Here is a 21,175-nt window from a genome sequence, read left to right on the forward strand (position 1 = left end):
CCTCCAATTGACGCGATGCTAACACCTGTCCACAAATATGGACACATGAAAACGTATCATCATCTTTTCGCCCGGGTGCGGGAGCGGTGGCTGGACTGTCGCAACCGCCTGCTCGCCGATCCGCGCGTCCAGCACGCGGCGCAGCGCTTTCCGATCAGTCGGCCGATCGCGCGTCGTCGGGCGGGCGCACTGTTCGATCTGGTCGCAGGGTTCACTTACTCGCAGATCCTTGCCGCCTGTGTCGAAACCGGGCTGCTCGCGCTGCTGGCCCGCGGCCCGGCGGACGCGCGGACGATCGCGGATCAGCTCGACCTGCCGGTGGCGGGCGCCGAACGGCTGTTGCGCGGTGCGGCGGCGTTGCGGCTCGTCGAGCCGTGCGGGGCGGACTGGGCGCTCGGCAGCGACGGCGCGGCGCTGCTCGGCAATCCCGGCATCACCGCGATGATCGCGCATCACCGTCTGCTCTATGCCGATCTGGCCGATCCCGTCGCGCTGCTGCGCCGCGGGGGCGGGGGCGGGGCGGTGTCGGATCACTGGCATTATGCCGAGTCGGCGGGGCAGGGCGATGCCGCCGCGGTCTCTGCCTATTCGACGTTGATGGCGGCGTCGCAACCGATGGTCGCAAGCCAGACACTCGCGGCCTATCGGTTCGACCGGCATCGTCGCGTGCTTGACGTCGGCGGTGGCGAGGGGGCGTTTCTCTGCGCGCTCGGGGCGCGGTTCGCGACGCCCGGTCTTGGGCTGTTCGACCTGCCCGCGGTCACCGAGCGCGCGCGCGGGCGGTTCGACTCGGCAGGGCTGGGGACGCGCGCGACGCTGCACGGCGGCGATTTTCTCGCGGATCCGCTGCCCGAGGGCTATGATCTGATCACGCTCGTGCGCGTCCTGCATGATCATGACGACGCGGTGGCGCTGACGTTGCTGCGTCGTATCCATTTCGCGCTGCCCCCCGGCGGGACTTTGTTGATCGCCGAACCGATGGCGCAGACGCCGGGTGCGGAGCGGTCCGGCGATGCGTATTTCGGCTTCTACCTGCTCGCCATGGGCACCGGCCGACCGCGCAGTGTCGCGGAGATTCGCGCGATGCTGCACGTCGCGGGTTTCGGCCAGGTCCGCACCCGGCGCACCGCGCTGCCGCTGATCGCCTGTGTGATCACCACGACACGATAATGTGTCCAATCAAGTTGACAACATGATCTGTCTAGAGCAGATTACGACCATGATCTGATGGAGGACGGAGCGGTGGGCAACGGACGTATGGACGCACTGGCGGTCATACTGGAAGCGCCGGAAAGGCTTGCGCTCCGCACCCTCTCGCTCACGCCCATGGGCGACGCCGATCTGTGCGTCGAGATCGACTGGAGCGGGATCAGCACCGGCACCGAACGGCTGCTGTGGAGCGGCCGGATGCCCGAATTTCCGGGCATGGGCTATCCGCTGGTGCCGGGATATGAATCGGTCGGGCGGATCGTCGATGCCGGCGTCGAGGCGCGCGCGCGGATCGGCGAATATGTCTTCGTCCCCGGCGCGAATTGCTATCGCCAGGCGCGCGGCCTGTTCGGAGGGGCGGCGCGGCGGGTGATCCTGCCCGGCGCGCGCGCGGTGCCGATCGACGCGACGCTCGGGCGCAACGGCGTGCTGCTCGCGCTCGCCGCCACCGCGCACCACGCGATCGCGGTCGGCGGCGCGCCCGACCTGATCGTCGGGCATGGCATATTGGGGCAGCTAATCGCGCGGATCGCGGTCGCCTCGGGGGCGGGTGCGCCGACGGTGTGGGAGGTCCAGCCGGCGCGTCGGATCGGATCCGGCTACCGCGTGATCGACCCAGCCGACGACGAGCGCTGCGACTATCGCACGATCTGCGACGCGAGCGGGACCGCCGATATCCTCGACCTGGCGTTCGCGCGGCTCGGCAAGGGCGGCGAAGTGGTGCTGGCCGGCTTCTACGACCGGCTGTCCTTCGCCTTCCCGCCGGCATTCCTGCGCGAGGCGCGGATGCGTGTCGCCGCCGAATTCACGCCTGCGGACATCGCCGCGGTGCTCGCGCTGATCGAGACCGGGCTGCTCGAACTCGACGGCCTGATCAGCCACACCCGACCCGCCGGTGAGGCGATGGACGCCTATCCACAGGCCTTCACCGACCCCGATTGCGTCAAGATGGTCCTCGACTGGAGAGCGCTATGAGCATGTTCGATCCCGGACCCCTGCGGCGCGAAGCCGAACAGGAGCCGGATCCGGTCCCGACCGGCCCGGTCACCAAGGAGACGCAGATCATCGCGATCTACGGCAAGGGCGGCAGCGGCAAGTCGTTCGCGCTCGCCAACCTCAGCTACATGATGGCGCAGCAGGGCAAGCGCGTGCTTCTGATCGGCTGCGATCCCAAGAGCGATACCACGTCGCTGCTGTTCGGCGGCAAGTCGACCCCGACGATCATCGAGACCAGCTCGCGCAAGAAGCTCGCGGGCGAGGAGATCGGGATCGAGGACGTCTGCTTCCAGCGCGACGGCGTGTTCGCGATGGAACTCGGTGGGCCGGAGGTCGGTCGCGGATGCGGCGGGCGCGGGATCATCCACGGGTTCGAGACGCTCGAGAAGCTCGGGTTCCATGAATGGGGCTTTGACTATGTCCTGCTCGACTTCCTGGGCGACGTGGTGTGCGGCGGCTTCGGCCTGCCGATCGCGCGCGACATGTGCCAGAAGGTGATCGTCGTCGCGTCGAACGACCTGCAGTCGCTCTATGTCGCGAACAACGTCTGCAAGGCGGTCGGATATTTCCGCAAGATGGGCGGCAATGTCGGCGTTGCGGGGATGATCCTCAACAAGGACGACGGCACCGGCGAGGCGCAGGCGTTCGCCGCTGCGGTCGGCATCCCGGTGCTGACCGCGATCCCCGCGAACGAAGACATCCGCAAGAAGAGCGCGAACTACCAGATCATCGGCAAGCCCGGCGGGCAATGGGCGAGCCTGTTCGAAGAGCTTGCGGTCAATGTCGCCGAAGCCCCGCCGCTGCGGCCGACGCCGCTCGACCAGGACGGGCTGCTCGGGCTGTTCTCGGCGGATGTGACGGGGGCGGATTATGCGCTGAAGCCCGCGAGCCAGGCGGACATGCGCGGTGTGGCCTATGTGGCGAAGCCGACGCTCGAGGTCGTGTACGATGCCGTCTGAGCTGGGCCTATCTTCCTCTGCTTCGAAGCCCCTCCCCTTCAGGGGAGGGGTTGGGGGTGGGGCCGTGCCTGCTTCCGGCGGCGTGTCTGCTGAACTGCCCCACCCCAACCCCTCCCCTGAAGGGGAGGGGCTCAAGTGCAGTAGCTCGCCAACCCTCCGCGAAGCCGCTGAACTGGCCGGAAAATCCGACATCCTAGCCCGCTACGACGCCGACTACCCAAAAGGCCCGCACGACCAGCCGCAATCGATGTGCCCCGCGTTCGGCTCGCTCCGCGTGGGGCTTCGGATGCGCCGCACCGCCACGGTGCTTTCGGGCTCGGCCTGCTGCGTCTACGGCCTCACCTTCACCTCGCATTTCTACGGCGCGAAACGCAGCGTCGGCTATGTGCCCTTTTCGTCCGAGACGCTGGTTACGGGTAAATTGTTCGAGGACATTCGCGACGCGGTCCACCAGCTCGCCGATCCGGCTTTGTACGACACGATCATCGTGACCAATCTGTGCGTGCCGACCGCGAGCGGAGTGCCGTTGCAATTGCTCCCCGACCAGATCAACGGCGTCCGCATCATCGGCATCGACGTTCCCGGTTTCGGCGTGCCGACGCATGCCGAGGCGAAGGACGTGCTGGCGGGCGCGATGCTCGCCTATGCACGCAAGGAGGCCGAGAGCGGCCCCGTCGCCGCGCCAAAGCAACGACCGGACCGGCCGAGCGTGACTCTCCTTGGCGAGATGTTCCCGGCTGACCCGCCAGGAATCGGGCTGTTGCTCGAACCGCTGGGCCTTGCGGCCGGCCCGGTCGTCCCGACGCGTGAATGGCGCGAGCTCTATGCGGCGCTCGACTGCGCGGTGGTGGCAGCGATCCACCCCTTCTACACCGCCAGCGTGCGCGAATTCGAGGCGGCGGGGCGGACGGTGGTCGGCTCGGCTCCGGTCGGCGCGGAAGGCACCGCGGCGTGGCTCGACGCGATCGGCGCGGCGTGCGGGATCGCGCAGGACAGGGTCGATGCGGCGAAGAACCGTGTCCTCCCGGCGATCCGCGGCGCGCTTGCGGCACGGCCGATCAAGGGGCGGATCACCGTGTCGGGCTATGAAGGCTCCGAACTGCTCGTCGCGCGGCTGCTGATCGAGAGCGGTGCGGACGTGCCCTATGTCGGCACCGCCTGCCCGCGCACGCCGTGGTCCGAACCCGATCGCGACTGGCTGGTGAGCCGCGGCGTGCAGGTCCAGTATCGCGCGAGCCTCGAACAGGATCTGGCCGCGGTCGACGCGTTCGGCCCCGATCTCGCGATCGGCACCACGCCGGTGGTCCAGCATGCCAAGCAGAAGGCGATTCCGGCGCTGTATTTCACCAACCTCATCTCGGCGCGGCCGTTGATGGGGCCGGCGGGGGCGGGGAGCCTCGCGCTGGTCGTCAACGCGGCGCTCGCCAACCAGGCGCGGTTCGACCGGATGACCGCTTTTTTCGACGGTGTCGGCACGGGCGCGACCGCGGGTGTGTGGGAAGACACGCCGGTCGACCGGCCCGAATTCAAGGCGAAATACGCCGCCAAACGCATCGCTGCGGCGAAGGCCGAAGAAAGCGTCGGGGTATGACCCTCATCCTCGATCATGACCGCGCGGGCGGCTATTGGGGGGCGGTCTACGCCTTCACCGCGATCAAGGGATTGCAAGTGATCATCGACGGGCCGGTGGGGTGCGAGAATCTCCCGGTCACCTCGGTGCTCCATTATACCGACGCGCTGCCGCCGCACGAACTGCCGATCGTCGTCACCGGTCTGGGCGAGCAGGAGCTTGGACGCGACGGCACCGAAGGCGCGATGAAGCGCGCTTGGGCGACGCTCGATCCGGATCTGCCCGCGGTCGTTGTGACGGGGTCGATCGCCGAGATGATCGGCGGCGGCGTCACCCCTGAGGGCACCAACATCCAGCGCTTCCTGCCGCGCACGATCGACGAGGATCAATGGCAGTCGGGCGACCGCGCGCTGACCTGGCTGTGGACCCAGTTCGGCCCGAAGAAAGTGCCCGCGCCGCGTCCGCTCAAGGACGGCGAGCGCCCCAGGGTCAACATCATCGGGCCGATGTACGGCAGCTTCAACATGCCTTCCGACCTTGCCGAGATCCGCCGCCTGATCGAGGGGATCGGCGCGGATGTGGGCATGGTCTTCCCGCTCGGCAGCCATCTCGCCGATGTCCGCAAGCTCGCCGACGCACAGGTCAATGTCTGCCTGTACCGCGAATTCGGGCGCGGGCTGTGCGAGATACTCGAGCGCCCGTATCTGCAGGCGCCGATCGGGCTGGAGAGCACGACGCTGTTCCTCCGCAAACTCGGCGAGCTGCTCGGGCTCGATCCCGAGCCGTTCATCGCGCGCGAGAAGCACACGACGATCAAGCCGCTCTGGGATCTCTGGCGCTCGGTCACGCAGGATTTCTTCGGCACCGCGAGCTTCGGCATCGTCGCGACCGAAACCTACGCACGGGGTATTCGCAACTTCCTCGAAACCGACATGGGACTGCCCTGCCACTTCGCGTTCGCGCGCTCGGCGGGGGTCAAGCCCGACAACCAGGCGGTGATCGAGGCGATCCGGAGCAATCCGCCGCTGATCGTCTTCGGCAGCTTCAACGAGCGGATGTACATGGCCGAGGCCGGCGCGCGGGGCGTCTATATCCCGGCGAGCTTCCCGGGCGCGGTGATCCGCCGCCATACCGGCACGCCGTTCATGGGCTATGCCGGCGCGACCTATCTGATCCAGGAGGTGTGCAACGCGCTGTTCGACGCGCTGTTCACCATCCTGCCACTCGCCGGACAGCTCGACCAGGTCGAGGCGACGCCGGCGCGGATCGACCGCGACGTGGCGTGGGACGACGATGCCAAGGCCGCGCTCGACGCAGTGATCGAGCGCGAGCCGGTGCTGGTGCGGATCTCTGCCGCCAAGCGCATCCGCGACGCGGCCGAACGCGGCGCGCGGCGCGCGGGCGAAGCGTCGATCAGCACGGACCGCCTCGCGCACGCAATCACCGAAAGCCGCGGGCAATGACCCCGGCGCTGCCTTTCCCGTCCGGCCCGAGCGGTGCCGATGCGGGTGACTCCTTCCTCGCGGGCATCCGGTCCGCCTGGATCCAGGGAGCGCGATTCACGCTCCCCTTCTCCTCGGGAACAACGGAGACGTCATCATGAGCGACCTGAGAGACAAGGACGAGAGGATGGGGCTTGGCACCTACCTCACGCCCGAAGAGGCCAAGGAATTTCACAAGCTGTTCATCACCAGCTTCCTGATCTTCACCGTCGTCGCGGTCATCGCGCATTTCCTGGTCTGGAACTGGCGCCCCTGGTTTTGAGCCGCACGCCCTAATCGCAAACCAATGAGAGGAACCACGTCATGTGGAGAATCTGGCTGATCTTCGATCCGCGGCGTTCGCTCGTCGCTCTGTTCACGTTCCTGCTGGTGCTGGCATTGCTGATCCACTTCATCCTGCTCAGCACCGATCGCTTCAACTGGCTCGATGGCCCGCACAAAGCGCCCGCCGTCACCGCGCCCGCGGGCAGTTGATGCGACGATCGGCGGTTGCGGAGGACGGGGGCAGACCGAACCCGTCCTCCCATACCCCCTGGCTCCACCGCAGTCCCGACCCCGGCTGATCGGCACGGGGTGATGGGACGGCGTGACGGGATGCCGTGACGAAACGGGGAAACGGAGACGTGCCATGGCGCTGTTGAGCTTCGAGCGAAAATACCGGGTGCGCGGCGGGACGCTGCTTGGCGGCGACCTGTTCGACTTCTGGGTCGGGCCCTTTTACGTCGGCTTCTTCGGCGTCACGACCGCGATCTCCGCGTTGCTCGGCACGTTGCTGATCTTCTACGCCGCCTCGCTCGGGCCGAGCTGGAATCCCTGGCTGATCAGCATCGCGCCGCCCGACATCGCCTATGGTCTGGGGCTGGCGCCGTTGCGAGAGGGCGGGTTCTGGCAGGTCATCACGATCTGCGCGATCGTGGCCTTCGTGTCCTGGGCACTGCGCGAGGTCGAGATCTGCAACAAGCTCGGCATGGGCTATCACGTGCCCTTCGCCTATGGCTTTGCGATCTTCGCCTATGTCTCGCTGGTCGTCGTCCGACCGTGGCTGCTCGGCGCATGGGGCTTCGGCTTTCCGTACGGGATCTTCAGCCATCTCGATTGGGTGTCGAACACCGGCTACCAATATCTCCACTTCCACTACAATCCCGCGCACATGCTCGCGGTGAGCTTCTTCTTCACGACCGGGGGCGCGCTGGCGTTCCACGGCGCGCTGGTGCTGTCCGCGGTCAACACGGCGGAGGGCGAACCGGTCAAGTCGCCGGAATATGAGGACGCGTTCTTCCGCGACACGATCGGCTATTCGATCGGGACGCTCGGCATCCACCGGCTGGGCTTGTTCCTTGCGCTGTCAGCAGGGTTCTGGAGCGCGATCTGCATCATCATCTCGGGGCCGCTCTGGACGCGCGGCTGGCCCGAATGGTGGACGTGGTGGCTCAACCTGCCGATCTGGTCCTGAAGGGGGTATGGCGATGGCGCGCTATCAGAACATGTTCACCCAGGTGCAGCTGCGCGGTCCGCTCGAGGCGGGACCGCGGCTTCCCCCGGGCAGCTTCCCGCGGGTCGGCACGGGGACCTATAATTACTGGATGGGCAAGCTCGGCGCGGCCCAGATCGGTCCGATCTATCTCGGCAGGCTGGGCCTGGCCTCGCTGATCTGTGCGTTCCTGTCGTTCGAGATCATCGGGCTGAACATGGCCGCCAGCGTCAACTGGGATCCGGTCCAGTTCGCGCGCCAGCTGCCCTGGCTCGCGCTCGAGCCGCCCGGCCCGCAATGGGGGTTCAAGCTGCTGATGCCGCTTTCCGAAGGCGGCTGGTGGCAGATGGCGGGCTTCTTCATGAGCGCGTCGCTGATCCTGTGGTTCGTGCGGACGTACATACGCGCGCGCGCGCTCGGCATGGGGACGCATGTCGCCTGGGCGTTCGCGGCGGGGATCCTGCTGATCCTGACACTCGGCTTCATCCGGCCGATGCTGATGGGCAGCTGGGCGGAGGCGGTGCCGTTCGGCATCTTCCCGCATCTCGATTGGACCGCCGCCTTTTCGATCCGCTACGGCAATCTGTTCTACAACCCGTTCCACTGCCTCTCGATCGCGTTCCTCTATGGCTCGACGATGCTGTTCGCGATGCACGGCGCGACGGTGCTGGCGATCGGCCGCTATGGCGGCGAGCGCGAGATCGAGCAGATCACCGACCGCGGCACCGCGTTCGAGCGCGGCGCGCTGTTCTGGCGCTGGACGATGGGGTTCAACGCGACCGCCGAGTCGATCCATCGCTGGGCCTGGTGGTTCGCGGTGCTGACCCCGCTGACGGGCGCGATCGGGATCCTGCTGACCGGGACCGTGGTCGACAACTGGTATCTCTGGGCGGTGCTGCACGGGTATGCGCCGGGCTATCCGGACACCGGCGTCGTCGATCCCGCCTTGCTTCCGGGAGGTCTACGATGACCGCATTACCCACCAAAACGCCCATACAGATGATGGTGCTCGGCGTGGCGCTCGTCCTGCTCGGGGGCTGCGAGATCGGCCCCAAGACAGCCACGCAGACGGGCTATCGCGGCGCCGGACTGAACCAGATCATCAACCCCAAGCTGATCGCGGCGGCCAGTGCGATACCCGAAGCGCCCTATCCGTTGCCGCCCGAGGGCGGTCCGACGGCGGGCGAGAGCTATGAGAATGTGAAGGTGCTCGCCGGGCTGGGTCGCGAACGGTTCGACCATCTGATGGCCGAGATGACGCAGTGGGTCGCGCCGCCCGAACAGGGGTGCAATTACTGTCACAACCCGGAAAACATGGCGTCGGACGAGAAATACACCAAGATCGTCGCGCGCCGGATGCTGCAGATGACGCAGGCAATCAACGGTCGCTGGGCGAGTCACGTCAAGCAGACCGGGGTGACCTGTTACACCTGCCATCGCGGCAATGCGGTGCCCGCGTATAAATGGGCGATCGCCGAGGGGACGCCCGAACCCGGCAAGGTGCTGGGCAATCGGCATGGCCAGAACGCGCCGAACCCGAATGTCGGCTATGCGTCGCTGCCCTATGATCCTTTTGCCGAATATCTCGGCGGACGGGCGCAGATCCGGGTCGCCAGCAGCAGCGCGTTCCCGAATGCCAACCATATCGTCTCGATCAAGGCGGCGGAGAAATCCTATGGGCTGATGATGCATGTCAGCGGCGCGTTGGGGGTCAATTGCACCTATTGCCATAACAGCCAGTCGTTCCGTTCGTGGAACCTCAGCAGCGCGCAGCGGGGCACGGCCTATTACGGTATCCGCATGGTCCGCGACATCAACCAGACCTACATCACGCCGTTGCAGCCGATCTTCCCGGCCAATCGCAAGGGGCCGCATGGCGATCCCTACAAGGTCAACTGCACCACCTGTCACCAGGGCATCAACAAGCCGCTGGGCGGGGTCAGCATGATCGACCAGGCGCCGATCCTGAGGGGCGCGTTGATCGCCCGCGCGGTGCCCGAGGGCGGACCAGGTGCCGGCGTCGCGGTGCCGGCCGCCTTTGCCCGGCCGGCGGCGATGACGGACACAAAGTGATGTGGTCCGCGCCGCCGGGGGCGCGGATCTCACCGCCATCGGCCGGGCGGGCCTGACGATGCACAATCACCCGCTGCGCGCCGCGCTGGCCGAAGAGATGCATCTTCGGCGACTGCCGCGCTTTGCCGCGCCGTGCCGGCTGGTGCAGATCGTGACCGTGCTCGAGGAGGCGGCGGCGGACGCGGCGCGCGCGCATATCGCGACGCTGGCCGAGCAGGGCCGCGAGATCGTCCCCGTGGCCGGAAAATATGGCGTGCTGGGCCTGGGGCCGGTGGCGCTGGTGTGGGAGCGCCATACGGAATTCGCGACCTATACGCTGTTGCGAGGCGGTGCGGGCGATGCAGGGGCTGGGACAGAGGCTGAAGCAGAGGCTGAGGCCGCCGCCGGCACGCCGTCGCGATACGCGCCGTCGCTGTTCGATCCAGGCGCGTTCGAGCCCGCGCTGTCGGCCATATTCAAGGACCTGCCCGGTGCGATCATCCGGGCAACGCAGATCGCGCTGGTGCCGCGCGCGGCGGGCGATCCGACACCCGACGATCTCGAACGCTGGTTTGCATCGGAAGCGACGATCCTGTGCGATGTCGCGGACGGCGCAGCGCGGATCGTGTCGGATTTCCGGCTTAACCCCGACGGCTATGGGCGGCTGCTGGTGCTCGACCGCGGACTCGAGCGGGACGAACCGGCGCAGCTCGTCATGCGGCTTCAGGAACTGGGCAATTACCGGAACATGGCGCTGCTCGGCCTGCCGCTGGCGCAGCGGCTGACGCCGAGCGTCACGGATCTGGAATCGCGTCTGGCGCATCTGACCCAGGCGGTCTCCGAACGGACATCCGAAGACGACCGGCTGCTCGACGAGCTGACGTACCTGTCCGCCCGTCTCGCGCGGCTCGTCGCGGAGACACGCTATCGGATGAGCGCGACGCGCGCCTATGCGCAGTTGAGCACCGACCGGCTTGCCAGCCTGCGGATCGGCGGGGTGCGCGGCTATCAGACACTGGGCGATTTTACCGAACGGCGGCTGGTGCCGGCGGTCCGGACCTGCGATTCCTTCTCGGCCCGGCTCGAGGATCTGTCGCAGCGCGCGGCCTGGACGAGCGAGCTGCTGCGGACACGCATCGACATCGCGCTCAGCAAGCAGAATCGCGACCTCCTCTTGTCGATGGATCGCCGCGCGACGGTGCAGCTGCGGCTGCAACAAACGGTCGAGGGGCTGTCCGTCGTCGCGATCAGCTATTATCTGGTGTCGCTCATCGGCTATCTGCTGACCGCCATTCCAGGCGTCCATCATGACGTCGCCACGGCGGCGGCGGTGCCCGTGGTAATCGCGCTTGTCGCGCTGGGGCGCTGGCGGATGCACAAACACCTGGCGGCGTGACGCCCGCCGGCACCGGAGGCGGTCCCGTGCCGTCGGCGCCCCTTAGACGCCGACGGCACCGGGTCAGGCCGCCATCGCCCGCCGCGCCAGCGCGCATTGCGACCAGATCTCGCTGAGCGCGGTCACCAGCGTGTCGATATCGGCATCGCTATGCACCGGCGACGGCGTCAGCCTGAGCCGTTCCGTGCCGACGGGGACGGTCGGATAATTGATCGGCTGGACATAGATGCCGTGATGTTCGAGCAGCCAGTCGCTGATCCGTTTGCACTTGTGCGCATCGCCGACCATCACCGGGATGATGTGGCTTGGATTGTCGACCGTGGGAATGCCGGCGGCGTCGAGCCGGCGGCGGACGGTCGCGACGCGATCGCGGTGCCGCGCACGCTCGACCTGGCTCACCTTGAGGTGGCGGATGCTCGCGGTCGCGCCCGCGGCGAGTGCGGGGGGGAGGGCGGTGGTGAAGATGAAGCCGCTAGCGAAGCTGCGGACGAAATCGCACAGCGCCGCCGACGCCGCGATATAGCCGCCCATCACGCCAAAGGCCTTCCCGAGCGTGCCCTCGATCACCGTGACGCGGTCCATCAGCCCCTCGCGCTCGGCAACGCCGCCGCCGCGCGGACCATAGAGACCGACGCCGTGCACCTCGTCGAGATAGGACAATGCGCCATGCGCCTCGCACACGTCGAGCAGCTCGGCGATCGGCGCGATGTCGCCGTCCATCGAATAGACGCTTTCAAAGGCGACGATCTTGGGCCGCGACGGATCGAGTTGCGACAGCCGGCGATCGAGATCCGCAGGGTCGTTGTGCGTGAAGACCTGCACCTCGGCGCGGCTGTGGCGGATGCCCTCGATCATCGACGCATGGTTGAGTGCGTCGGACAGGATGACACAGCCGGGCAGCCGCGCGCCGAGCGTACCCAGCGCGGCCCAATTCGAGACATAGCCCGACGTGAAGAGCAACGCCGCCTCCTTGGCGTGGAGATCCGCCAGTTCGGCCTCGAGCAGCACATGGCTGTGCGTCGTCCCCGAGATGTTGCGCGTCCCGCCCGCGCCCGCCCCGCACCGGTCGATCGTCGCATGCATCGCCTCAAGCACCGCGGGGTGCTGGCCCATGCCGAGATAATCGTTCGAGCACCACACCGTCACCGGTCGCCGGGTCCGGCGGATGACCTGTTCGGCGGCGGGAAAGGCGCCCGCGGTGCGCTCGAGCTCGGCAAACACCCGGTAGCGCCCATCGTCGCGAAGCGCCGCGAGTTCACCTTCGAAAAATGCCTCATAGTCCATGCGATCGTCCCCGTCCGTCGGTGATGGCGGCCTGTGCCGCTCGTGTGGAGGAAGCGGCCCAGCGCCAGAGGCGCGCATCGCGCATCGGCAGGACCAAAAACAGATGCTCGACGAGCCCGAGAACCGCCAGTCCTGCGAGCAGCGTACCCGCGGCCGCAGCGCCGCTGCCGGCGGGGGCGGCCTCTGCGGCCGTCCAGGCCCACGCCGCGATCGCGCCACTGGCGAGGATCGAGACCGGGAACAGCGCGTTCAGCCGGCGCTTGCGAAAATAGCTTTTGAGATAAGCCAGATGCGCGGGAAACACCTCGTCGCTGAGATTGGGCACGCCCAAGTAGAGGTTGAACTTGGCCGACAGCCGCAACACGAACAGCAGCAGGAAGGTGAGCGGCGCGGCCTGGTTCGGCCCGCCCCAGCTGACCGCGAAGAGCAGGATCGCGGTCGCGGCGATCGCGAGCTCGTGATGGATCACGGTGGCGGTCGCGGCGCGGAAGCGGGGCCAGCCGGTCGCGTCGGGGGGACATTCCGTCCGGCGCGGGCCCGCGACCGCCCCCATGAGAAAGCTCATTTCGTGCCACCCCCAGATCAGGATCGCCGCGGCGAACCCGGTATAGGCGGCGCCGGCGCTCGCATCGTCGGCGATCGACCCGACCAGCGCGACCGCGGCGATCGCGACCAGCCCGGCCAGCGTCAGGCTGGTGCGGAAGGTCGCCGCCGGACGGCTGTCGAGCCAGACCACGGCGGCGGTCCCGATAAACCACATCAGCAGCGCGAAAAGCAGCGGGGGGATGCTCACCACGCCGGGACCAGCCGCACCGTCGCGGGCGCGGTGTTGCGCTTGACCGGCGTGAGATACAGCCAGGCGAAGCTGACAGCGGCGGCCGCGGTCAGGCCGAGGCTCTGGATCCCCCCGAGCACCCCGCCGCGCGCCTTGGCCGCGTCGATCGCCCCCGCGATCCGCCGCATCCGCTCGAGCCCGGCGCGAAAGCGCGGGCTGTCGGTGTCGAGCACGACCGGGAACACCTGCCGCGTGATCGCCGAGCAGATCGCGAAGACGCGCATGTCATAGCCGGTCGGGTCGATCCCCAGCGCCTTGTGGAAGGCGGGCCGGTTGTGATCGCGCACGTACATCGTCGCATAGACCGCGACGAGGAAGAAGCGGATCCACCATTGGTTGACCCCGCGCAGCAGCTTCGGATCGGTGCGCATCAGGATCGCAAAGGCGTCGCCGTGGCGGAACTCGTCATTGCACCAAAGTTCGAACCAGTCGAAGATCGGGTGGAAGCGCAGCTCGGGATGCCGGGCGAGATGCCGGTAGATGGTGATGTAGCGCGCATAGCCGATCTTCTCGCTGAGATAGGTCGCGTAGAAGATGAATTTCGGCCGGAAATAGGTGTATTTCTTCGTCCGCGTGAGGAAGCCGAGATCGACGCCGATGCCTGCATCCTTGAGCGTGTCGTTGATGAAGCCGGCATGGCGGCTCTCGTCGCGGCTCATCAACTTGAACAGCTGTTTGACGTCGGGGTTGGTCACGCGCTTGGCGATCTCGGCATAGAGAATGCAGCCGGAGAATTCGGCGGTGAGCGAACTGACGAGGAAATCGGTAAATTCTTCGCGGAGGCCGTCGGGGAGGCTTTCGATCACGCCGTCGAATGCGGCGGTGCGCTTGAAATGGAGGCGGTTGGGGTCGCTCGCCATCTCGCCGATCAGCGCATCCCATTCGCCGCGGACCGCCGAGACGTCGATCCGGTCCATCGCGGCGAAATCGGTGGTGTAGAAGCGGGGTGACAGGACGGTGTCGGCGCGGGCGATCGCGAGTGTATCGGGCAGGGGCGTATCGGGCAGGGGCGCGGGCGACGCGGCGGGGGCGGCGGCGAGTGGCGCGGGGGTATCAAAACCCATTCACAATCTCATCTACCCACGTCCCTAACCGGACCGTCGCGGGGTGGAGCAGCCCGGTAGCTCGTCAGGCTCATAACCTGAAGGTCACAGGTTCAAATCCTGTCCCCGCAACCAAATCCTACGACAGCCCCAAAGCGAAAGCTTCGGGGCTGTCGTCGTTTGTGGACTTCTTTTTCTCCCTCGACCGACCGTGTGACAAGGACGCCAAACCAGCCGTGCCGGTGGGAGGTGTTCGTTTGTGCCCTCCCGGTATCAGGGTACTGCGCGTCGGTATCGCTCGACTGCAGGCCCAGGGGGCAGATGATGCGCCTGATCGGTGAAGGGCCACGCGATCTTGGTGCGAGGGGCAGGCCGGCCACCGGCCTGCCCCTGTGCTCGTTCAGAAGCGCATCGTCCCGCCGAACGCGACGGTGCGGCCGCTGACGGTGTTGGTCATCACCCGCTTGGCGGTGCCGTCGGCATATTGGACGATCGGCTCGTCGGTGATGTTGATCACGTCGAGCGTCAGCTTGAACCGCGGCGTCAGATTGACATAGGCCGAGGCGTCGAGGTTCGTGGTGCCCTTGATATACTCGCCGATATTGCCGTTGCCGCCATCGCCCCAGCGATAGCGCGAGCGCGTCGCGATCGAGCCACGCGCGCCCCAGCGATCGGTGTCGTAATAGAGCGTCGCGTTCGACGAGAATTTCGACAGCGTCGGCAGCGGCAGGCGAACCGGCACGCCGGCATAGAAGACGTCGGTCGACCCGCTGGCGACCGTGACGTTGCCGAGTATGCCGAGCTTGTCGAACGGTGCGGGCAGGAAGTCGAAGTCGCGCTTCGCGGCGATCTCGATCCCCTTGATCGACGCGCCGGGGCCGTTGATCGGGCGCGTATAGTTTACCAGCACCGCAGGGTCGACGCCGACGGGCAGCAGCGCCGCGGGATAGCCGGTCGAGGCATAGGATACGAGCCGCGTCTCCGACGTGATGTACGAGTCCATGTGCTTGTAGAAGGCACCGATCGCGAGCGATCCGCGCGTGCCGTCATAATATTCGAGCGAGGTTTCGATCGAATCGGCGATGAACGGCTTCAGATTGGGGTTGCCGGCCGCGATCGTGCCGCCGAACGAGGCGAGGTTGAGCGTCCCGGCCGCGCGCATGTCGCTGAGCGCCGGGCGGCTCAGATTGCGATTGCCGCTCAGCCGGAAGACGATCGACCGGCTGAGGTCGAAGGCAAGGTTCGCCGCGGGCAGGAAACCATCATAGCGGTTGGTCACGCTGACCGGGACGAGTGCGCTGCCGACCAGCGCGGTCCCCGCGGATCCCAGATCGGTATGGTAATAGCGCACGCCGACATTGGCGCGCAGGCCGATCGCGCCGAGCCGGGTGGCGAGGTCATATTGCAGATAGGCGCCATAGGTCCGTTCGGTCAGGTCATAGGCGGTGCCCGCGACGGTGCTGTTCGCGTCGACGGTCATGCTCTGGCCGAGCAGCGCATAGGTGCCGGCGACATCGCCAATCACATAGGGGGCGAGCGTGCTGTCGGTCAGGACGCTGGTCGGGACGTCGGGCACGCCCGGCTTGTTCTCGTAGCTGGGCGCGACCTTGCGCTGCCAGCCGCCATTGGTGAAGCGCTTGAACCCCGCGCCCGCCTTGATCGTCGACCCCGTGGCGACGGTCCAGGCAAGCTCTGCCTTGCTGTTGTAGAATTCGCTCTCGATCCGGTCGGCGCGGGTTTCGAGGCCCTGCAGGTCCCATTGCGATGCGTCGGTGGTGTCGAAGCCATAGTCGGTCCGCGGCGAGGCGGTGTTCAGACCCGAAAAGGAATAGCTCTTGCCGACCGCCTCGAGATAGACCTGGGCATAGCGCGACGCGAAGGTCGATCGCGACCAGCCGCCCAGGACGTTGAGCGTCAGGTTGCTGGCGAGATCGGTATGCGCGTTGAGCGCGGCCTGCCAGAAGGTCGTCTGGTCATGCGTCACCTTGGATTCGGTGCGCATGTCGACACGGTCGAACGACGCGCCGACGATGTCGTTGAAATCGTCGAAGGTGACGCCGGTCAGCAGCTGCGTGCCGGTCACGTTGTTCGCGGCGACACCGTTGGTCCCCGCGGCGCCGATCACCCCCGAGCGCCGGTCATTGTTCAGCCGGCCATAGAGCAGGTCGAGCGAGACGTCGGTGCGGTCGTCGGGATGATATTGGAGCGCGGTGGTGACGCCGAGGCGTTCGCGCTTGTTGAAGAAGGTCGCATAGGTCTGCGCACGGCTGTTCCAGACGCGCGCGGCGCCGGTCGCCCCCACCAGGAGCGCACGGTCCGCCGCGGAGACGGCGGGCCCGACATTGGCCGCGCCGAAATTGATCTGCGACCAGTTCCAGTTGCGATAGCCGAACTCGACGGTCTCGGCGGTGCTGTACGCGACCGACGCGAGGACGCCGAAATCCCCCCAGCGATCGGATATCAGCCCGACGAGGCGCGGTGTGACGGTCTTGGTATATTGGTTCGCCTGGCCGCGGGCAGACGCGACGACGGTGAGCCCGTCATAGTCGAACGGCTTGGCGGTGTGCAGCCCGACCGTGCCGCCGATGCCGCCCTCGTCCTGCTGCGCCGCATAGGATTTCTCGACGACGACCTTGTTGAACAGCTCGGATGCGAAGATGCTGTAGTCGAACGCGCGCGACCGGCTGACCGACGAGCGGCTGTCCAGCCCCGACGAGGTATTGGTGAGCACCTCCATGCCGTTCAGCTGCGTGCGGGTGAAATCCGCGCCAAGGCCGCGTAGCGAGATCTGGCGACCCTCACCGCTGTCGCGGGTGATCGCGACGCCGGGGATGCGCTGGAGCGCCTCGGCGAGGTTCTGGTCGGGAAACGCGGCGATGTCCTGCGCCAGGATCACCTCCTGCGACCCGGTTGCGGCCTTCTTGATCTGCTGCGCCTTGGCGACGCTCTGGCGGTAGCCCCGGACGACGATGTCGGCACCGTCATCGGCGAGCGGGTCAGGCTGCGTGGCCTGCGCGATTCCCTGGGCTTCGGTCCCGCCGGGGGACGCGGCAGGAGCGTATGCCGTCGTCACCGGCCCCATGTGCCGCGCGACGGTGACCGTGCCGCCGACGATCCTGCCGTCGACCGCGCTGCCCGCGGTGATCCGCGCGAGCGCCTGTTCCGCGGTCATCCGCCCGCGCAGGCGCTGGCTGCGTGCGCCCTGTAGCAGCGACGGCGACGTCGCGAGCTGCAGCCCGGTCAGCCGCGAGAAGGCGAGGAGCGCGTCGGCGAGACCCTGTGCGGGAACGTCGAAGCTGAACTGGCGTGGTGCCGGTGGTGCGGTCTGCGCAATCGCAGGCGCGCAGACAAAGCCGGACAGTGCGACGGACGCGAGCAGACGCCGCGCCAGACGAATTCTATGAAACATGATTTCCCCCCGAGATGGTTCGAGGACAAGACGGGCAGGCGCCCGGAAACCCGACAAAGTATCTGGTTTCAGTTATATGACAGAGAAGTCTGATGCAGGTCGGTGTTTATACTGACGGTGGTGCTGCGCAATTTGGGGGATCGGGCAGCGTCCGCGCGAACTCCTTGTCGCACCCTCTCCGAAATTGTCACAAACGCGGCCTAGGTCGCCGGGATCAACAACCCGGACGAGCCATGCCAGCGACGCTTCCCCAGATCGACACCCGCGCGGGCGAGCCCGCGGTCGAGGACTGGCGCGCGATCGCGGCGACGCTGAGCCGCTATGTCCGTGCGCGCACCAGCCGGGTCGATGTCGTCGAGGACGTCGTGCAGGAGACGCTGTCGCGGCTGGTGCACCAGGGGCGCGTGCAGAAGCTGGTCAGCATCTATGCGCTCGGCTTCCGGATCGCCGCGAACCTGCTGGTCGACCATCATCGCAGGGACCGCCGCTATGTCGCCGAACGCGCGGAGGAGCCCGTCAGCCAGGCGCCCCTGCCGGACCGGGTGCTGGTCGGCCGCGAGGCGGTCGCGATCCTCCGGGACGCGCTCGACGCCATGCCGCCGCTGCGCCGCGACGTGCTTGTCCGCCGCCGTTTGCAGGGGCAAAGCTGCGCGGCGATAGCGAGGGATCTGGGGTTGAGCCCGAAGGCAGTCGAGAAACACATCACCCGCGGCCTGGCAGACCTTCACAAGGCGATGCCGGGAGAGGCGATCGCGTGCGGACGCGGGCGATGAGCCGCGAAAGCCAGATCGCCGAGGACGCGGCCGCGTGGATCGACCGGCTCAACCAGCCGGCGTTCGATGCCGCGGCGGGGCCGGATTTCGATGCGTGGATGGCAGCGTCGCCGCGGCACCGCGCGGTCTTCGCCGAGATGCAGGCGCTCTGGCAATCGGAGGCGCTGGTCGAGGCGCTCGGGACCGCGGCGTGCGCCCCTGCGGCCGCGATCCCGCCGGCCCCGCGGGTCGATCGCGCGCGTCGGGGGCGGCGATCGGCGCCGTGGCTCGCCGCTGCGGCCTGCGCGATGCTGCTTGTGATCGCACTGCTCGGGCCGATGCTGGCGACGACGCGCTATCGCACCGGCCCTGGCGAAAGCCGCACCGTCGTGCTCGCGGACGGGTCGCGCGTCGACCTGAGCGGCGACACCGAGCTGCGCGTGCGAATTCTGCCGTGGCACCGCGGTGCCGAGCTCGTCCGCGGCGAGGCCTATTTCGATATCCGCCACGAACGCAGCCGGATGTTCCGGGTCGCGAGCGGCACCACGTCCGTCCGCGTGCTGGGCACCGCGTTCAACGTCGATCGCCAGTCGCCGACGCGCACCGCCGTGGTCGTCTACCGCGGTGCGGTCGAGGTCGGCGTCGCCGGGGAAGCGGATCTGGTGCTGCACAAGGGCGACGGCGCACGCGTCGTCGACGGGCAGGTCACGGCGCAACCGCGCATCGCGGCGAGCGCGCCCGAGTGGAAGTCGGGGTGGTTCGAGGCGTCCGACGTTCCGCTCGCGGTGCTGATCGGCAAGGTTCAACGTTACTCGGCGCGGCCGATCCTGTTGGAGGATCGCGGCCTGCAGGCGCTTCCGATCAGCGGCCGCTTTCATATTTCCGATACCGACCGCGCATTGCAGGCGGTGCAGGCGGCCTATCAGGTCGATGTCGCTTACGGGAAAGACGCGATCGCCATCCGCCCGGCGGGCGGGCCCGGAAATCCCTAGGATCGCCACCGCCCGTTCTTTTGTTTGTCGGGTTTTGCCCGGCTGCTCCGTCTTTCCGGCATAGCAGGTCGCGCTGCGACGCCGGTCGGGCGCTGCAGGCGGGCGCTGCCGCAGGGAGTGTCCTTATGGCTCAGTTCGATCGCCGCAATCTGGTCAAGGCCGGCCTCTCGCTCGCAATGCTGGGCGGGGCGGGGGCGCCGCGGTTGCTGGCGAAGGCGACGTTCACGCGCGATCCGTTCACACTGGGTGTCGCCTCCGGAGACCCCTGGCCCGACGGGTTCGTGATCTGGACCCGGCTGGCGCCCGAGCCGCAGACCCCGGACGGCGGCATGCCGCCGCATGATGTTCCGGTCCGCTGGGACATCGCCGAGGACCCCGGTTTCCGCAAGATCGTCCGGACGGGATCGGCGGTCGCCGACGCGACGCTTGCGCATTCGGTCCATGTCGAGGTCGACGGGCTGCGATCGCACCGCCCCTATTGGTATCGCTTCCTCGTCCAGGGCGCCGGATCGAGCCCGGTGGGGACCGCGCGCACCGCGCCTGCGGCGGGCGCGTCGCTCGATCGGCTGCGGCTGGCGATGCTGGGGTGCCAGGATTTCGAGACGGGCTTCTTCACCGCCTATGCGCATGTCGCGCGCGAGCCCGATCTCGACGCGGTCTTCCATTATGGCGACTATATCTACGAGATGGCGACCCGGACCGAGCCCAGTCCGCGCAAGCATCTCGGCGCCGAGACCTATACGCTCGACCAGTATCGTCGCCGCTATGCGCAGTACAAGGCGGATCCCGACCTGCAGGCGGCGCACGCGGCGGTCGCGTTCATCATGTCGTTCGACGATCACGAGATCGACGACAATTGGGCGGGTGAATTCGACAAGGACGGCAACCCGCCGCCGGTATTCGCCGCGCGCAAGGCCGCGGCGTTGCAGGCCTGGTACGAGCATGTCCCCGTCCGTCGCGCGCAACGGCCCGGGACCGGGCGCGCCTATCGCCGGTTCGATTACGGCACGCTGGCGCGGATGCACGTGCTCGACACGCGCTCGGCCCGCAGCGACCAGCTCTGCGAGCGGCCCGGGATCGCGCGGGGCGAACTCGACGCCTGCGTGCCCGTCGACCGGCCGGGGCGCACGATGCTGGGGGCCGCGCAGGAGCGCTGGCTCGACGACGGGCTCGCCAATGACGCCCGGTGGAACTTCATCGCGCAACAGGTGCTGTTCATGCCCTATGACGCGCGCAAGGACGGCGCGACGACGCCGGTGGTCGGCAAGGACAATTGGAACGGCTATCCGCTCGCGCGGCAGCGGCTCGTCGACGGCATCGCGCGGCGCGGGCTGACCAATGTCGTGATCGGCAGCGGCGACCTGCACCAGAATGTCGTCGGCTCGGTCCCGCGCGACGCGAACGACCTGGACGGTCCCGCGATCGCGACCGAGTTTCTCGCGACCTCGATCTCGTCGGGCGGCACCGGCGGTGCGCGCTATGCGGGCGAGACGCGCGCGCTCGACCATAATCCGAACGTCAGCCTGCTCAACAACCAGCGCGGCTATCAGCTGTTCACCGTGACGCCGGACCGCTGGCTTGCCGAGGTGAAGGTGATGGATCAGGTCGATCGGCCGGGCGGGTCGATCTCCACTTTCGCCAAGTTCGTGGTGGATCCGAAACAGCCCGGGCCACAGCCGGCCTGACGCGGTTGCGCGACCCCGTG

18 protein-coding genes and 1 tRNA gene are annotated in these 21,175 nt (G+C 67.6%); 15 read left to right on the forward strand and 4 right to left on the reverse strand.

Annotation, left to right across the window (positions count from 1 at the left end):
* Positions 1–45: 45 nt before the first annotated feature.
* From GV027_RS16930 to GV027_RS16980, 11 genes are all read left to right on the forward strand, one after another.
* The gene (locus GV027_RS16930; RefSeq protein WP_159512557.1) at positions 46–1,170 is read left to right on the forward strand and encodes a methyltransferase; all 1,125 of its coding nucleotides are present in this window, start codon (positions 46–48) and stop codon (positions 1,168–1,170) included.
* Between the two features lie 87 nt (positions 1,171–1,257).
* Positions 1,258–2,184, forward strand: a complete 927-nt coding sequence (gene bchC / locus GV027_RS16935) for a chlorophyll synthesis pathway protein BchC (RefSeq protein WP_159512991.1) — start codon at positions 1,258–1,260, stop codon at positions 2,182–2,184.
* Positions 2,181–3,164, forward strand: coding sequence for a chlorophyllide a reductase iron protein subunit X (locus GV027_RS16940; protein WP_159512558.1), 984 nt, complete (start codon positions 2,181–2,183; stop codon positions 3,162–3,164). Before bchC ends, GV027_RS16940 begins: the two co-directional genes overlap by 4 nt.
* Positions 3,165–3,246: 82 nt before the next feature.
* On the forward strand, positions 3,247–4,755 hold the full coding sequence (gene bchY, locus GV027_RS16945; RefSeq protein ID WP_443029561.1) for a chlorophyllide a reductase subunit Y: 1,509 nt from the start codon (positions 3,247–3,249) through the stop codon (positions 4,753–4,755).
* The gene (bchZ, locus tag GV027_RS16950; RefSeq protein WP_159512559.1) at positions 4,752–6,197 is read left to right on the forward strand and encodes a chlorophyllide a reductase subunit Z; all 1,446 of its coding nucleotides are present in this window, start codon (positions 4,752–4,754) and stop codon (positions 6,195–6,197) included. Before bchY ends, bchZ begins: the two co-directional genes overlap by 4 nt.
* Positions 6,198–6,333: 136 nt before the next feature.
* Entirely contained in the window at positions 6,334–6,498 is a 165-nt protein-coding gene (gene pufB, locus GV027_RS16955; RefSeq protein ID WP_081874172.1) for a light-harvesting antenna LH1, beta subunit, read from the forward strand.
* 41 nt (positions 6,499–6,539) lie between these two features.
* Positions 6,540–6,710, forward strand: coding sequence for a light-harvesting antenna LH1, alpha subunit (gene pufA, locus GV027_RS16960; RefSeq protein WP_081874173.1), 171 nt, complete (start codon positions 6,540–6,542; stop codon positions 6,708–6,710).
* Positions 6,711–6,864: 154 nt separating this feature from the next.
* Entirely contained in the window at positions 6,865–7,689 is an 825-nt protein-coding gene (gene pufL, locus GV027_RS16965; protein ID WP_159512560.1) for a photosynthetic reaction center subunit L, read from the forward strand.
* 13 nt (positions 7,690–7,702) lie between these two features.
* Entirely contained in the window at positions 7,703–8,677 is a 975-nt protein-coding gene (gene pufM / locus GV027_RS16970; protein ID WP_159512561.1) for a photosynthetic reaction center subunit M, read from the forward strand.
* The gene (pufC, locus tag GV027_RS16975; protein WP_236559280.1) at positions 8,674–9,780 is read left to right on the forward strand and encodes a photosynthetic reaction center cytochrome PufC; all 1,107 of its coding nucleotides are present in this window, start codon (positions 8,674–8,676) and stop codon (positions 9,778–9,780) included. Before pufM ends, pufC begins: the two co-directional genes overlap by 4 nt.
* A 1-nt stretch (position 9,781) precedes the next feature.
* Complete coding sequence (locus tag GV027_RS16980; protein ID WP_236559281.1) at positions 9,782–11,155, forward strand: DUF3422 domain-containing protein; 1,374 nt, start codon at positions 9,782–9,784, stop codon at positions 11,153–11,155.
* A 63-nt stretch (positions 11,156–11,218) separates the two neighbouring features.
* Here the strand turns inward: GV027_RS16980 and hemA are convergent, their stop codons facing one another.
* Genes hemA through acsF form a run of 3 tightly spaced genes read right to left on the reverse strand, consistent with a single transcriptional unit; the run spans position 11,219 to position 14,338 of the window.
* On the reverse strand, positions 11,219–12,439 hold the full coding sequence (hemA, locus tag GV027_RS16985; protein WP_159512562.1) for a 5-aminolevulinate synthase: 1,221 nt from the start codon (positions 12,437–12,439) through the stop codon (positions 11,219–11,221).
* Positions 12,429–13,199 carry a putative photosynthetic complex assembly protein PuhE gene (puhE, locus tag GV027_RS16990; protein ID WP_236559282.1) on the reverse strand — a complete coding sequence of 257 codons (771 nt, stop codon included), beginning with the start codon at positions 13,197–13,199 and terminating at the stop codon, positions 12,429–12,431. Before puhE ends, hemA begins: the two co-directional genes overlap by 11 nt.
* A gap of 29 nt (positions 13,200–13,228) precedes the next feature.
* Positions 13,229–14,338, reverse strand: a complete 1,110-nt coding sequence (acsF, locus tag GV027_RS16995) for a magnesium-protoporphyrin IX monomethyl ester (oxidative) cyclase (protein WP_159512564.1) — start codon at positions 14,336–14,338, stop codon at positions 13,229–13,231.
* Between the two features lie 37 nt (positions 14,339–14,375).
* Between acsF and GV027_RS17000 the strand changes: the two genes are divergently transcribed.
* Positions 14,376–14,452: transfer RNA gene (locus tag GV027_RS17000), tRNA-Met, on the forward strand.
* Between the two features lie 265 nt (positions 14,453–14,717).
* Here the strand turns inward: GV027_RS17000 and GV027_RS17005 are convergent.
* A complete protein-coding gene (locus GV027_RS17005) occupies positions 14,718–17,726 on the reverse strand; it encodes a TonB-dependent receptor (protein WP_159512565.1) in 3,009 nt (1,002 codons plus the stop codon).
* A 233-nt stretch (positions 17,727–17,959) separates the two neighbouring features.
* On the opposite strand from GV027_RS17005, the gene GV027_RS17010 reads away from it, so the two are divergent.
* From GV027_RS17010 to GV027_RS17020, 3 genes are all read left to right on the forward strand, one after another.
* A complete protein-coding gene (locus GV027_RS17010; RefSeq protein WP_051916211.1) occupies positions 17,960–18,499 on the forward strand; it encodes an RNA polymerase sigma factor in 540 nt (179 codons plus the stop codon).
* Entirely contained in the window at positions 18,496–19,470 is a 975-nt protein-coding gene (locus tag GV027_RS17015) for a FecR family protein (RefSeq protein ID WP_159512566.1), read from the forward strand. The genes GV027_RS17010 and GV027_RS17015 overlap by 4 nt, the downstream gene beginning before the upstream one ends.
* Positions 19,471–19,595: 125 nt before the next feature.
* Complete coding sequence (locus tag GV027_RS17020; protein ID WP_159512567.1) at positions 19,596–21,155, forward strand: alkaline phosphatase D family protein; 1,560 nt, start codon at positions 19,596–19,598, stop codon at positions 21,153–21,155.
* Positions 21,156–21,175 lie beyond the last annotated feature (20 nt).

The sequence above is a fragment of the Sphingomonas sp. T1 genome (assembly GCF_902506585.1).
Lineage (GTDB): Bacteria > Pseudomonadota > Alphaproteobacteria > Sphingomonadales > Sphingomonadaceae > Sphingomonas > Sphingomonas aerolata.